Origin of the sequence: Amycolatopsis sp. cmx-4-61, assembly GCF_046548775.1 — a bacterium.
GTDB lineage: Bacteria > Actinomycetota > Actinomycetes > Mycobacteriales > Pseudonocardiaceae > Amycolatopsis.
On record NZ_JAEBEI010000001.1, the window covers coordinates 1,488,153 to 1,500,930 of the forward strand.

General features: G+C 71.9%; 15 protein-coding genes. 9 read left to right on the forward strand and 6 right to left on the reverse strand.

The features are described from left to right. The first annotated feature begins 1 nt into the window (after position 1). The 3 genes from ACLJOU_RS07345 to ACLJOU_RS07355 are packed head-to-tail and all read left to right on the forward strand — an operon-like array spanning position 2 to position 2,053. The gene (locus ACLJOU_RS07345; RefSeq protein WP_410564338.1) at positions 2-673 is read left to right on the forward strand and encodes an urease accessory protein UreF; all 672 of its coding nucleotides are present in this window, start codon (positions 2-4) and stop codon (positions 671-673) included. After that, complete coding sequence (gene ureG / locus ACLJOU_RS07350; protein WP_410564340.1) at positions 663-1,349, forward strand: urease accessory protein UreG; 687 nt, start codon at positions 663-665, stop codon at positions 1,347-1,349. Before ACLJOU_RS07345 ends, ureG begins: the two co-directional genes overlap by 11 nt. Next, entirely contained in the window at positions 1,346-2,053 is a 708-nt protein-coding gene (locus ACLJOU_RS07355) for an urease accessory protein UreD (protein ID WP_410564342.1), read from the forward strand. The genes ureG and ACLJOU_RS07355 overlap by 4 nt, the downstream gene beginning before the upstream one ends. Before the next feature lie 92 nt (positions 2,054-2,145). Here ACLJOU_RS07355 and ACLJOU_RS07360 read toward each other — a convergent pair whose 3' ends face one another. Next, a complete protein-coding gene (locus ACLJOU_RS07360) occupies positions 2,146-3,246 on the reverse strand; it encodes a lipase family protein (RefSeq protein WP_410564344.1) in 1,101 nt (366 codons plus the stop codon). An 88-nt stretch (positions 3,247-3,334) separates the two neighbouring features. On the opposite strand from ACLJOU_RS07360, the gene ACLJOU_RS07365 reads away from it, so the two are divergent. Continuing rightward, positions 3,335-4,039 (forward strand): TetR/AcrR family transcriptional regulator, encoded by a 705-nt coding sequence (locus ACLJOU_RS07365; protein ID WP_410564345.1) that lies wholly within the window; start codon positions 3,335-3,337, stop codon positions 4,037-4,039. 52 nt (positions 4,040-4,091) lie between these two features. On the opposite strand, the gene ACLJOU_RS07370 is transcribed toward ACLJOU_RS07365, so the two are convergent. Next, on the reverse strand, positions 4,092-5,759 hold the full coding sequence (locus ACLJOU_RS07370; protein ID WP_410564347.1) for a purine-cytosine permease family protein: 1,668 nt from the start codon (positions 5,757-5,759) through the stop codon (positions 4,092-4,094). Between the two features lie 229 nt (positions 5,760-5,988). Here ACLJOU_RS07370 and pdxH point away from each other — a divergent pair, with 229 nt between their 5' ends. The 3 genes from pdxH (at position 5,989) to ACLJOU_RS07385 (ending at position 8,676) form a co-directional block, all read left to right on the forward strand. Beyond that, a complete protein-coding gene (gene pdxH, locus ACLJOU_RS07375) occupies positions 5,989-6,666 on the forward strand; it encodes a pyridoxamine 5'-phosphate oxidase (protein WP_410564348.1) in 678 nt (225 codons plus the stop codon). A gap of 172 nt (positions 6,667-6,838) precedes the next feature. Further along, the gene (locus ACLJOU_RS07380; protein WP_410564783.1) at positions 6,839-8,107 is read left to right on the forward strand and encodes an MFS transporter; all 1,269 of its coding nucleotides are present in this window, start codon (positions 6,839-6,841) and stop codon (positions 8,105-8,107) included. Positions 8,108-8,130: 23 nt separating this feature from the next. Continuing rightward, complete coding sequence (locus tag ACLJOU_RS07385) at positions 8,131-8,676, forward strand: DUF3558 family protein (RefSeq protein ID WP_410564349.1); 546 nt, start codon at positions 8,131-8,133, stop codon at positions 8,674-8,676. A 32-nt stretch (positions 8,677-8,708) separates the two neighbouring features. Here ACLJOU_RS07385 and ACLJOU_RS07390 read toward each other — a convergent pair whose 3' ends face one another. The 4 genes from ACLJOU_RS07390 to ACLJOU_RS07405 are packed head-to-tail and all read right to left on the reverse strand — an operon-like array spanning position 8,709 to position 11,327. Next, the gene (locus ACLJOU_RS07390; RefSeq protein WP_410564350.1) at positions 8,709-9,095 is read right to left on the reverse strand and encodes a DUF5958 family protein; all 387 of its coding nucleotides are present in this window, start codon (positions 9,093-9,095) and stop codon (positions 8,709-8,711) included. After that, positions 9,092-9,916, reverse strand: coding sequence for an MBL fold metallo-hydrolase (locus tag ACLJOU_RS07395; protein WP_410564351.1), 825 nt, complete (start codon positions 9,914-9,916; stop codon positions 9,092-9,094). The genes ACLJOU_RS07390 and ACLJOU_RS07395 overlap by 4 nt, the downstream gene beginning before the upstream one ends. Continuing rightward, positions 9,913-10,749: an MBL fold metallo-hydrolase gene (locus ACLJOU_RS07400; RefSeq protein ID WP_410564352.1), complete on the reverse strand. Its 837-nt coding sequence runs from the start codon at positions 10,747-10,749 to the stop codon at positions 9,913-9,915. Before ACLJOU_RS07400 ends, ACLJOU_RS07395 begins: the two co-directional genes overlap by 4 nt. Then, positions 10,749-11,327, reverse strand: coding sequence for a TetR/AcrR family transcriptional regulator (locus tag ACLJOU_RS07405; RefSeq protein WP_410564354.1), 579 nt, complete (start codon positions 11,325-11,327; stop codon positions 10,749-10,751). Before ACLJOU_RS07405 ends, ACLJOU_RS07400 begins: the two co-directional genes overlap by 1 nt. Positions 11,328-11,393: 66 nt before the next feature. Here ACLJOU_RS07405 and ACLJOU_RS07410 point away from each other — a divergent pair, with 66 nt between their 5' ends. Beyond that, positions 11,394-12,299, forward strand: coding sequence for an aldose 1-epimerase family protein (locus ACLJOU_RS07410; protein ID WP_410564355.1), 906 nt, complete (start codon positions 11,394-11,396; stop codon positions 12,297-12,299). Beyond that, positions 12,266-12,760: a GNAT family N-acetyltransferase gene (locus tag ACLJOU_RS07415; protein ID WP_410564357.1), complete on the forward strand. Its 495-nt coding sequence runs from the start codon at positions 12,266-12,268 to the stop codon at positions 12,758-12,760. The genes ACLJOU_RS07410 and ACLJOU_RS07415 overlap by 34 nt, the downstream gene beginning before the upstream one ends. Positions 12,761-12,778: the final 18 nt, after the last annotated feature.

A 12,778-nucleotide genomic window follows, 5' to 3' on the forward strand; every position in this document is an offset into this window, starting at 1 on the left:
GATGGACCTTTCGGCGCTGATCCTCGCGGACTCCCGCTTCCCCGGCGGTGGTCACGTCCACAGTGGCGGGATGGAGGAAGTCGTGTCCCGTCGCTCGGTGACTTCCGTGCGCGATCTTCCGGGCTTCCTTTCCGGACGGTTGCGGACGGCGGGCTTCCTGGCGGCGGTTTTCGCGGCGGCATCCGCGCACGCGGCTGTCGCGCACGGGAATTGGTCGCTGTTGGACAGTGAGCTGGACGCGCGCACCCCGTCGCTCGCGCAGCGCGAGGCGTCCCGCGCGCAAGGCCGCGGGACCGCGCGGGCCGGGCGGATCGCCTGGCCGTCGCCGGTTCTCGATGCGTTGCTGGCCGAGACCCCGCGGCCGCACCACCCGATCGTGCTGGGTGCGCTGGTCGGCGTCGCGGGCGGCTCGCCGTACGACGCCGCGATGGCGGCCGCGTACCTGTCGGTCAGCGGGCCCGCGAGCGCGGCCGTGCGGCTGCTGGGACTGGATCCCTTCGCGGTCAACGCCGTCGTGGCGCGGCTGGATCTCGCCGCTGTCTGTTCGGAAGCGGCCGCCGTGGCGGGGGACGACCCGGCGTCGCTGCCGTCGCCGGGGTCGCCCGCGTTGGATCTGTTCGCCGAGGCGCACGCCCGGCACCACCAGGAAGAGGTGCGTCTCTTTGCCAGCTGAGCACGGTCATGGACACTTCCACGCCGTCAACTTCGACCCGACGGCCAGCGAACCGGACCACTACGACGCGGCGCCGTCCGCGGGGCGCGCGTACCGGATCGGCATCGGCGGCCCGGTCGGCTCCGGCAAGACGGCGCTGACCGCGGCGCTGTGCCGCGCGCTCGGCGACGAGCTCCGGCTCGCCGTGGTCACGAACGACATCTACACGACGGAGGACGCGGACTTCCTGCGCCGCGCGGGAGTCCTCGACCCCGAGCGGATCGAGGCGGTGCAGACCGGGGCGTGCCCGCACACGGCGATCCGCGACGACATCACGGCGAACCTCGACGCGGTCGAGCGGCTGGAGGAGAAGTTCCCCGGGCTCGACCTGGTGATCATCGAGAGCGGCGGCGACAACCTCACGGCGGTGTTCAGCCGCGGCCTGGCCGACAGCCAGATCTTCGTGGTCGACGTCGCGGGCGGCGACAAGGTGCCGCGCAAGGGCGGCCCCGGCGTCACGACGGCGGACCTGCTGGTGATCAACAAGATCGACATCGCGCACCTGGTCGGCGCGGACATGGCGGTGATGACGTCGGACGCGCACCGGATGCGGGGGTCGCTGCCGGTGATCACCCAGTCCCTGGTGGACACCCCGGACGCACCGGCGGTCGCCGACTGGGTCCGTTCCCTGCTGTGAAGGCCCACGCACGGCTGACGGCGTGCTTCGACGGTTCGCGGACGGTGTTGCGCGAGCTGCGGTCGATGGCGCCGCTGACGTTGTTCCCCCGCCGCGGTTCCGGTGCGACGGCGGTGGTGCACCTGGTCAACTCGGCGACGTCGCCGCTGGGCGGGGACGATCTCCTGCTGTCCATCCACGTCGGCCCCGGGGCGTCGCTCCGGGTGTCCGGCGTGGCGGCGACCCTGGCCCTGCCCGGTCTGCACGGTGAAGTTTCGCTGTCCACCGTGGATGTCGTGGTCGAATCGGGTGGCGCGCTGGAGTACCTGCCCGAGCCGACGGTGGTGACCGCGCGGGCGCGGCACCGGGCGGTTTTCCGGGCGTCGCTGGCGTCCGATGCGTATCTGCACACGCGTGAGGTGCTGGTGCTGGGACGGGCCGGCGAAAGCCCGGGTTCTCTGGTGACCACTTCGGACGTGGTGCGGGCCGGGACTCCCGTGCTCCGGCAGACCCTGCCGGTCGGGGACTCCGCCTTGGACGGCAGCCTGGCGGTGCTGGCGGGCCGCCGGGTGCTGGCCACGGACCTGGAGGTCGGCGGCCCCGAGCGCCCGGCGGCCTCGGGTGAGTGGTGGTCCCGCAGCCCCCTCGCCGCGGGCGGCACCCTGGTGACTTCCCTGGCACCGGACGCCGTCACGGCGATGAAGGGGCTGGCCGAGGCGTCCTGAGCGGCCCCCGTTTGCCACGCGCCCGGCGGGGACCGACAGTTCCGGGTGACTCGGCCCGCTCGCCGGGGCGGCTCCCCGGCGAGCGGAACGCTTCAGAACTTCGTGCCCAGCCAGGTCATCGCCGCCGGGCCGCCGATCGAGACGCCCGCGATGTGCTCCAGCAGCGGGAACTCCTGCCACGTCACCTTCGCCCCGAGGGCCGTCCAGCGGTCGCGCAGCCCCGCTCCCACGCTGAACGGGATCAGCTCGTCCAGCGTTCCGTGGTACAGGTACACCGGGGCCTTCGGAGCCGTCGTGCCCAGGTAGTTCTCCGTCAAGCGCGCCTGCCAGTGCGGCTCGTGGATCGGGTCCGGCACCGTCACGAAGTCCCGCAGGTGCGCGAACGGCGCCGCCGCGCCCAGTTCCACCGTGCACGCCTGGGACACGCGGGCCACCGCTTCGCGGCCGCGGTCGTTCAGGATCGACGCGAACGGCACGTCGGGGTACGCCGCCGCGAAGCCGGTCGCCGCGCCGAGGACCAGGCCGAACGCGGCGCCGCCGTCGTTGGACGCGAACACCGCGTTCAGGTCCGCCGGGACCCCGCCGGCCGCCACCCCGACCACGTTCAGCGAAGGCGCGTACGTCGCTTGCAGCTCGGCCGCCCACGCCGCCGCCTGGCCACCCTGCGAGTAGCCGAACACGCCCACCGGGGCCGACGGCGACAGGCCCGCGCCGGTCACCTCGGCGGCGGCGCGCGCCGCGTCGAGCACCGCGCGGCCTTCGGACTGCCCGACCGCGTACGTGTGCGTGCCCGGCGTGCCGAGCCCTTCGTAGTCCGTGACGACGACCGCCCAGCCCTGCGTCAGCGCCTGCGCCAGCAGCGCGCTTTCGTTCTCGATGCCGTGGGCCAGCAGGTTCGACGGCGCGCACTGGTCGCCGAGGCCGTGCGTCCCGACCGCGTACGTGACCAGCGGACGCGAACCGCCGCGCAGCCACGGTGTGGGCGGCACCAACAGCGTGCCGGACACCGCGTTCGGCTGCCCGGTCGCCGACGTCGAGCGGTAGAGGAGGTGCCAGGCTTTCACCGGCGCCGGGAAGGGGCCGACGAACACCGTCGTCGGCTGCTGCTGCAGGAGCGCGCCCGGTTCCGCGTGCGCCGCGGGGGCGGCTGTCACGAACAGGAGCGCGACGGCGACCAGTAACCGACGAAGCATCGTTGCCTCCGGTGTTTGGTAATCGAGGTTTTCACAATTTAGCCAGACCGGTAGGATCCGGCAATCCCTCAGAAGGAGGAGTCAACCGTTGGCTCGCACGTACGGCGGCGTCGCACCCGAGCAACGCCGCGCCGACCGCCGCGAGCGGCTGCTCACGGCCGGTCTCGAGCTGTTCACCACCACCGGTTTCCGGCAGACGAAGATCACCGATGTGTGCGCCCGCGCCGGCGTGTCGACGCGGAACTTCTACGAGGAGTTCACCGGCAAGGAGGACGTGCTGCGCACCCTCCACGACCGGATCAACGGCCTCGCGCTGGAGCACGTCACCGCCGCGCTGGACAAGGTGGCCGAGTCCGACGCGATGACCCGCATCGCCACGCTGCTCGACGTCTTCATCGACACGGTCACCGTGGACCCCCGGCTGCCGCGGCTGAACTACGTCGAGGCCGTCGGCGTCAGCGCGGAGCTGGAGGAGCAGCACCAGGTGTGGGTCGACCGCTGGGCGACCTTCATCGAGACGGAGGCGCGCCGCGCGGCCGAGCACGGCGCCGCGCCCGACCGCGACTACCGGCTGACGGCGATCGCCCTGGTCGGCGCGGCCACCGGCCTGCTGCGCGAGTGGCAGGCGCACGAGCCGCCGCTGCCGGTGGAGGACGTCGGCGCGGAGCTGCGGGCGCTGATGCTGGCGGCCATCATGCGGCCGGCGAAAATCCCGGAGATCCGAGGCAACCTCGGCGCGCCCCCCGGCGTGGAACAGTCGAGCCGGGTGGGGGAGCAGGGGGGAACCCGGTGAACGTGGGGGCCCTTTCCCGGCTGCGGACGCCGGGAAAGGGCCCTCACGGACTCTACGTCGTCCGGATCGACGGCAGGCCGAGCGCGACCGGGCCGGCCGTCCGGCACACGTCGTGACAGGTGCTGTCGAGCGTGCAGCACAGCGAGCAGATCGGGCCGTCCTGCTTGGCGCAGTCGGCGACGTCCGGCAGTTCGTACGGGTCGCCGCAGACCGAGCAGGTGTGCGTCGCCCGGAGGTCGGCTCCCGGGGTCAGCACCGTGTTCGGCCGCGCCAGGTAGTACTTGCCGCGGGTCGCCACGGCCAGCGTCGGCACGCCCACGATCGCGATGACCAGCGCGAGCAGCGGGCTGAACGCGGCCAGGAACGGCCCGAACGCGCCGAAGTACGCCACGATCGACACCGCCGACGCGACGACCATCGAACCGAACCCGACCGGGTTGATCTTGTGCAGGTAGGCCCGTTTGAACTCGATGTGGCGCGGTGACAGGCCCAGCGGCTTGGCGATCACCAGGTCGGCGCAGACGGCGCCGATCCAGGCGATCGCGACGTTCGAGTAGAAGCCGAGGATCTTGTTCAGGAAGCCGAACGCGCCGAACTCCATCAGCGCGAGTGCGATCCCGCAGTTGACCAGCACGTACCAGACCCTGCCGGGGTGGCGGTGCAGCACACGGGAGAAGAAGTTGGCGAACGACAGTGAGCCGGAGTAGGCGTTCGTCGTGTTGATCTTGATCTGCGACACGACGACGAACAGCGCGGCGAACGTCAGCGCCACCGGGCCGAGCGCCGGTTTGACCGCTTCGAGGTACGGCGCGATCGGCTCCAGCGCGTGCGTCTTCCCGACGACGCCGAGAGCGAGGAACGCCAGCAATGCCCCGCCGATCTGCTTCGCGGCCCCGAGGATCACCCAGCCGGGACCGGCGGCGAGCACCGCGGCCCACCACGCCCGCTTGTTCTCCGCGGTCTTCTCCGGCATGAACCGTAGGTAGTCGGCCTGCTCCCCGATCTGCCCGATCAGCGACAGCGCGACACCCATCCCGAAGCCGAACCCGATCGCGGAGAACCCGGCGCCGGCGCCCTCGGTACCTCCGAAGTGGGTGAATTCGGCGAACCGGCCGGGCTCCCGGACCAGCACGACGACGAACGGCAGCACCAGGCCCGCGATCCACAGCGGCTGCGTCCAGGTCTGCATCTTCGCCACCGCGCCCATGCCGTAGAGCGCGAAGGGCAGCACGATGAGTGTGGCGAGGAGGTAGCCGATCGGCAGGGGGATGCCGAGGGCGAGCTCGAACGCTTGGCCCATGATCGAGCCTTCGAGCGAGAAGAAGATGACGGTGAAGCTCGCGTACACGAGCGACGTCAGCGTCGACCCGAAGTAGCCGAAGCCGGCTCCGCGGGTCAGCAGGTCCATGTCCACTCCGGACTTCGCGCAGGCGGCCGCGATGGGCACGCCGGTCACGAAGATGACGACGGCGGCGGCGAGGATCGCCAGGACGCCGGAGGTGAAGCCGTAGGAGAGGACGATGCTGGCGCCGATCGCGAAGTCGGCGAGGTAGGCGATGCCGCCCAGCGCCGTCGTCGCGACCACGAACGGGGACCATTTCCGGAACGAATGGGCGGCGAAGCGGAGTGAGTAGTCCTCGCGGTTCTCGTTCGCCGCGAGCGGGGCGTAGCGACGTTTCGGCGGAGCGCTCTTTTCTGCGTCGGACAGGGTCTCGGTCATGCCTGCCTCCGGAGTGGTGGGGAACGGGCCGAAGGTAGGTGCGTCCTGTATCGATCCTGGTCCGGCGGGTAACGCACGGGTTACGGCTTGCTGTCCTGCGGTTACGGCCGGATGGCGAAAAAGGGGTGTCGGGTGTCACCGTTAGGTGGGTTCCGCTGCCGGTCGCGAAGCCCTAACGTGCCTAGAGCCGAAGTCGACTGATGCCCCGACCGGGCGTGGAGGTTTGGCGATGATGCCGGAGATCGAGGACCAGGTGGAAGACGCCGTGGTACGGCTTCCCGGAATGCGCGTGGCCTACGACGGCGCGGCGTTCGACGAATCGGCTCTCGCCGCCACCTGGACCGATCAGCTGCAGGGCTGGCTGAACCAGGCGGTCGCGGCGGGCATCCCCGAGCCGAACGCGATGGTGCTGGCAACGGCGGACGCCGAAGGCCGCCCGTCGTCCCGCACGGTGCTGTGCAAGGGCCTCGACGACCGCGGCGTGGTGTTCTACACGAACTACACGTCGTCGAAGAGCCACGACCTCACGGCGACGCGCTACGCGTCGGTGACGTTCCCCTGGTACGGGCTGCACCGCCAGGTCCACGTCCGCGGCGAGGTCGAGAAGGTCGGCGTCAAGGAGACGGCGGAGTACTGGGCCCAGCGCCCGCGCGGATCGCAGCTGGGCGCGTGGGCGTCTCCGCAGTCCCGCGTGGTGGACGGCCGCCGGGCGTTGGACAACGCCCTGCACGGCATCGAGCGCCGGTTCGCGGACGTGGAGCAGATCCCGGCACCCCCGCACTGGGGCGGCTGGCGGATCCGGCCGGACATGGTCGAGTTCTGGCAGGGCCGCGAGGACCGCATGCACGACCGGCTCCGGTACGTGCGCAACGACGACGGCTGGGGCATCGAGCGCGTCGCTCCCTGAGTCCCGAGCGCCCCAAGGCGGCCTTGGTTGCGTCTGACGCACCGAAGGCCGCCTTGGTTGCGTCTGACGCACCGAAGGCCGCCTTGGGGCGCTTGCGTCGCGACGTAAATCACCTGCGCGGAGATAGTTAGCCCCGCTAAGCTGATGTGTCGTGACTTCCGAACCGGAGACCGTGCCGCCCCGCGCGGGCGGCGTGCGCGGGCTCCTCGGCCGCATCATCGTCGACACGCGGCCGCTCAAGATTCCCGCGTTCCGGCGGCTGTGGCTGTCCACTGTGGTCACCGCCGTCGGGACGCAGCTGACCGCCGTCGCCGTGCCCAAGCAGGTCTTCGACCTCACCGGGTCCTCCGCCTACGTCGGCCTCACCGGGCTCGTCGCCCTCGTTCCGCTCCTGATCTTCGGGCTCTGGGGCGGTGCCGTCGCCGACGCCGTCGATCGGCGGAAGCTGCTCGTCGTCACCAACGTCCTCGTCGCGATCACCTCCGCGCTGCTGTGGCTGCAGGCGTTCGTCAACTTCGGGTCGGTGTGGCTCGTGCTCGGCCTGCTGGCCGTCAACCAGGCGCTCTTCGCGATCAACATGCCCACCCGCGGCGCCGTCGTCGCGCGGCTCGTGCCCGACGAACTGCTTCCCTCGGCCAACGCCCTCAACTCCACCATGTCCACCTTCGGCGCCGTCTTCGGACCGCTGCTCGCCGGTGCGCTGATCCCCGTCCTCGGGCTGTCCACCCTCTACCTGATCGACGTCGTCGCCCTGACGATCACGCTCTTCGCCGTCTGGCGGCTGCCGTCGATCCCGCCGCTCAACGGGCCGTCGCGCCGCGCCGGTCTCGGTGACGTCGTCGACGGCTTCAGGTACCTCGCCGGGCAGAAGATCCTGCTGGCCTCCTTCGTCGCCGACATCATCGCCATGGTCTTCGGGATGCCGCGCGCGCTGATCCCGGAGATGGCCGAGCGCACGTTCGGCGACCCGCCCGGCGGCGGCCCCGCGCTCGGCTGGCTCTACGCCGCCCTGCCCGCCGGCGCCATGCTGATCGGGCTCTTCTCGGGCTGGCTGACGCGCATCCACCGCCAAGGCGTCGCGGTCGTCGTGGCGATCTGCGCGTGGGGTGCGGCGGTGGCCGCGTTCGGGCTCGCGCACTCGCTCTGGCTCGCCGTCGTCTTCATGGCGCTGGCCGGCGCCGCGGACATGGTCAGCGCCGTCTACCGGATGGCGATCCTGCAGGTCGCGACCACCGACGAGATGCGCGGACGCCTCCAGGGCGTCTTCACGGTCGTCGTCGCCGGCGGCCCGCGGATCGCCGACCTCACCCACGGCTGGGGCGCCGCCGCCTTCGGCACGACGGCCGCCGCGACCGTCGGCGGCCTGCTGGTCATCGTGCTCGTCTGCGCGTCGATGTTCCTGCTCCCGGCCTTCTGGCGCTACCGGGCGCCCACGGCCTGACCGATCCGGGCTAGGGTGCGGACATGCGTACCCTGGTTGTCGCTTTTGTCGCCTTCGCCGCGCTGACCGCCTGCTCGTCGGGGGACAAACCCGCACCTTCGACGTCCGCGGCGCCGAAGCCCGCCCCGAGCACGAACGCCGCGGCCGCGTCGCTTGACCCGTGCCAGCTGCTGCCCGCGGAGGCCGTGTCGAAGGCGTTGTTCCTCGACAACCTCAAGGCGGTCCCGGGCCCGGTCCAGGACACCGCGGCCAACGGCGGCAAGGCGCGCAGCTGCGAGTACCAGCACGACGGCAAGGCGGCGGGCGCGCTCGCGGTGACTCGCTACGAGGGCAAGCAGGGCAAGCCCGCCGAGATCGTCGCGTCGATCAAGAAGGCCAAGCCGGGCGCGAAGGACGTCCCGGGCTTCCCGGCCGGCGCCGTCTACTACGTGGACGAGCAGAAGACGGCGACGCTCGCCTCGGCCGAACTGGTGGCGGGCACGCCGGTGGTGGTCAACTACACCGGCCCGGCGAAGCTGACGCCGGAACAGCTCGCCCCGCTCGTCAAGCAGGTCCTCGCGGCGGGCTGATCACGTCCGGTCGGCGGTCGCGCCGGGCCCGGTCACAGGTGGTGCCACCCGTGCGTGCACTGTCCCGCGCACTGCACGCGCCGCCGGTCGTCCGCGACTCCGAACAGCGCGGCGAGCAGGCGGAACGCGGGCACTTGCTGGTAGCCGGGCAGGGCACAGATCTTTCGGAGCTGGGTGTGCGGTGGGCCGGCCCGGAGCAGGACCGCCGCCGTGTCGCCGGGCTTGATGCCGGCGCGGAGGATCGCCGCTTCCCGATCCTCTTCGCCTGCTCTCGCCTGCGACGCGTAGAAAGCCAGTTCGTCGAGCACGTCCCGCCGGCCGGCCGGGTCCAGCCCCTCGAACCAGCGGGTCTCGTCCTCGACCGACCGCGTCCCCTGGGCGAGCTGGTTCAGCCGGACCGCGTGCCCGTCAAGGCTCACCGGCGGAGGGCGGCCAGCTCGACCGGGCTGTGCGCCGAAAACACCGTGACCTCGTCCTGGTGGTCCCGCGCCAGCTCGTGCAGCCTCGCCAGGTTCTCCAGCCGGGGTCCGCGCAGCGCCTGGACGATGTTCTGGAACGCCGTCAGACCCGGGGGGCAGTGCGGGGCCACCGGGTCCAGCTGGCCGTGGAAGAAGTACGCGTCGCCGGCGTGCAGGAGCCAGCCGGTGCCCGTGTCGATCGCCACGCCCGTGTGGCCACGCGTGTGGCCCGTCAGCGGGACCAGCAGAATCTCCTCCGGCAGGCCCTTCAGCGACCGGACGGCCTCGAAGCCGAACCACGGCTCGCCCGGCTCGTCGTACGTGCTCCACAGCGGACGGTGCGCGAACTGCGCCGCGCGGTAGCGGTTCTTCTCCGCCGCGTTCGCCGGGGCCGTCGCCGCGCGGTGCTCCTCGGCGCGGACGTGGACGACGGCGTTCGGGAAGTCCGCCAGGCCGCCCGCGTGGTCGACGTCCAGGTGCGTCGCCACGACGTGCCGGACGTCGGCCGGGTCCAGGCCGAGCGCCTTGATCTGCGCCACGGCCGTCTCGGCGGCCTCGACCCGGGCGCCGACCATCGCCATGAACGGGCGGCCCAGCCACTCGCCGGGCCGCGCCACGCCCTGGGTGCCGAACCCGGTGTCGACCAGCACCAGGCTGTCGCCGGTCTCGATCAGCAGGCAGTGGGCGACCAGCTCCGCCCGCCGCAGCAGGCCGGGCTCGCCGTCGAGCAGCTTGCCACCCGTCGGGCGCATAGTTCCGCAGTTCAGGTGGTGCACCTTCATACGCTGCTCCTGGTGCTCAGCCGGAGGAATTGGGTCTCGTCGTGCGCGGCGAAGACGCTCACCTCCCCGCCGTGCTCCTGAACAAGCTGGCGCAGGCGGCGGTGATTGTCCAGCCGGGCGCGCGGCACCGTCTCCATGCGCCCCTCGAACCACTTCAGCCCGGGCGGGCAGTGCGGCGCGGCGGGATCGACCTGCCCGTGGAAGAAGTACGAATCACCGGCGTTGAACAGCCAGCCGTGGCCGGTGTCGACGGCGACCCCGGCGTGCCCGCGCGTGTGGCCCGACAGCGGGACCAGCAGGATCTCCGGCGGCAGGCCGTCGAGCTGCCGGACGGCGTCGAAGCCGAACCACGGCTCGCCGGTGTCCGCGTAGGACGTCCACTGTGGACCGTGCGCGAACTGGATCCGGCGGTACCGGCCGCGCTCGGCGGCGTCCCGCGGCGACTGGAACGCCCGCAGTTCTTCGGCGTAGACGTGCACGCGGGCCCACGGGAAGTCGATGAGCCCGCCGGCGTGGTCCAGGTCGAGGTGGGTGAGCACGATGTCCCGGACGTCCGCCGGGTCGAAGCCGAGCGCGCGGACCTGGGCGATCGCCGTCTGCGCCGGATCCGCGATCGGGTTGGACTGGCGGACGAACCCGGCGCCCAGCCAGGCGGTCCGGTCGATCGCGGCCGGCGTGCCCATGCCGGTCTCGACGAGCACGAGGCCGGTCTCCGTCTCGAGCAGCAGGCAGTGGCAGACCATGGTGGCGCGCCGGAACAGGCCCGGCCTGCCGTCGACGAGCTTGCCGCCCAGTGGGCGCAGGGTGCCGCAGTTGAGGTGGTGGACGCGCATCAGGTGAACTCCCGGTCGAGGGTGGTGTGCAGGTGGATGGCGACGGCGCGCAGCGGCGCGAGGTCGCGGCGGGTGCGGGCCAGCAGCAGCCCGCCTTCGAGCGCGGCGAGCACGATGGTGGCGAGCTCGTCGGCGCGGTCCGGCGAAAGGCCCTGTGCGGCCAGGTAAACCCGGAGGACTTCGTGCCAGGACGCGTAACCGTCCATGCAGGCTTCGCGGATGGGTTCGCTTGTCCCGGCGGCGTCGAGCGCCACCGTCGCCAGTGGACAGCCGCGCTGGAAGTCCGATCCGGTCAGGAAACCCGCGAGCGCGTCGACCGCGCGGTCGATCGCCGTCGCGGGGTCGGGGGCGTCGTTCAGGATGGCCTCGAGGAGCGCGCCGGTGCGCTCGCCGGACAGCCGGACGGCTTCGGCGGCCAGCTGCTCCTTGCCGCCGGGGAAGTGGAAGTAGAGCGACCCCTTGGGCGCGCCGCCGGCCGTCGTCAGCTGGGTGAGGCCGGTGGCGTGGTAGCCCTGCGTCTGGAACAGGTCGGCGGCGGTGTCGAGCATCCGCTGCCGCGTGTCGGTGCGGCGAACCATGAGCAGACCATAACGCAAACTATGACGACCGGTCTAGTGAGTTCGGCGATCGGTAAGGTCGTGCGCATGGGCAACCCGACCGGTCAGCAGTTCGAGATCACCCGCGGCAACGCGCGCGCCGTCGTCACCGAAATCGGTGCCGGGTTGCGTGCGTTCGAAGTCGGCGGCGTGCCGTACGTCGAGGAGTTCCCCGAGGACGCGAAGCCGCCGTTGGGCGCCGGGCAGGTGCTGCTGCCCTGGCCGAACCGGACCAAGGGCGGCCAGTGGACGTTCCAGGGGGAGCAGCAGCAGCTCGAGATCACCGAAGAGGCGCGGGGCAACGCCATCCACGGCCTCACCCGCCACCTCGAGTGGGAGCTGGTGGAGCACGCCGAATCGTCGATCACCCTGGCCGTCGACGTCGCGGTCCAGCCCGGCTGGCCGGTGCCGCTGCGCGCGAGCGTCACCTACGAGCTCGCGCCGCGCGAGCTGACCGTCACCCACGAAATCCGCAACGAAGGCGAGCAGGCGATCGGCGTCGGCGTCGGCACGCACCCGTACTTCCGGATCGGTGACGTCCCGACCGACGAGCTGACGCTGACGCTGCCCGCGAGCCGCGTCCGGCCGTCGCTGCCGGACGAGCAGATGCCGTACGCGCCGGAGCAGGACGTCGAAGGCACGGAGTACGACTTCCGCGCCGGCCGCGTGCTGGCGGGGGTCAACCTGGACACGGCGTTCGGCGGCCTCGCCGCGGCCGAGGACGGCACGCACCACATCGTCCTGAGCCACGAGGGCCAGGAGCTGCTGGTCTGGACCGGCCCGGACTTCCACTGGGCGCAAGTGTTCACCCCGGACGACCTGAACGGCCGCGGCCGCGCGGTCGCCATCGAGCCGATGACCTGCCCGGCCGACGCGCTCAACACCGGCACCGACCTCGTCGAGCTGGCGCCGTCGGCGTCGTGGTCGGGCAGCTGGGGCATCCGGGTCCGGTGACGCCGCTGCGCCTGGGCGTCTCCGACGCGGGCGAAGTCCTGACGTTGCAACGGGCCGCGTACGTGACGGAGGCTCGCGCGCACGGCGATCTGGACCTGCCACCGCTGCTGGAGACCCTGGAGCAGACCCGGGCGGCGCTGGCCGGACTGTCCTGGGGGATCCGCGAGGCGGGCCGCCTGGTGGCGTCGGTGCGGCTGACGGTGACCTGGCCGGTCGGGGTGATCGGCCGCCTGGTCGTCGCCCCGGACCGGCAGGGCGCCGGGCTGGGCGGCGGCCTCCTGCGGTTCGCGGAGTCGGCGGCCCCGGCCGGGGTGACGCTGTTCCGGCTGTTCACCGGCTCGAAGAGCTTCGGGCCGCTGCACCTCTACGCGAAGAACGGCTACCGGGAGACGCACCGGACTCCGGAGAACAACCACGAGCTGGTGCACTTGGAGAAGGCCCGCGTGCGCGTCACCGGGTGAGTTCGTTAGCGTGGCGAA

Coding starts and splice junctions, on each gene's coding strand:
- ACLJOU_RS07345 (WP_410564338.1), top strand. CDS start 2: ATGGACCTTTCGGCGCTGATCCTCGCGGACTCCCGCTTCCCCGGCGGT.
- ACLJOU_RS07360 (WP_410564344.1), bottom strand. CDS start 3,246: ATGCTTCGTCGGTTACTGGTCGCCGTCGCGCTCCTGTTCGTGACAGCC.
- ACLJOU_RS07370 (WP_410564347.1), bottom strand. CDS start 5,759: ATGACCGAGACCCTGTCCGACGCAGAAAAGAGCGCTCCGCCGAAACGT.
- pdxH (WP_410564348.1), top strand. CDS start 5,989: ATGATGCCGGAGATCGAGGACCAGGTGGAAGACGCCGTGGTACGGCTT.
- ACLJOU_RS07385 (WP_410564349.1), top strand. CDS start 8,131: ATGCGTACCCTGGTTGTCGCTTTTGTCGCCTTCGCCGCGCTGACCGCC.
- ACLJOU_RS07395 (WP_410564351.1), bottom strand. CDS start 9,916: ATGAAGGTGCACCACCTGAACTGCGGAACTATGCGCCCGACGGGTGGC.
- ACLJOU_RS07400 (WP_410564352.1), bottom strand. CDS start 10,749: ATGCGCGTCCACCACCTCAACTGCGGCACCCTGCGCCCACTGGGCGGC.
- ACLJOU_RS07405 (WP_410564354.1), bottom strand. CDS start 11,327: ATGGTTCGCCGCACCGACACGCGGCAGCGGATGCTCGACACCGCCGCC.
- ACLJOU_RS07410 (WP_410564355.1), top strand. CDS start 11,394: ATGGGCAACCCGACCGGTCAGCAGTTCGAGATCACCCGCGGCAACGCG.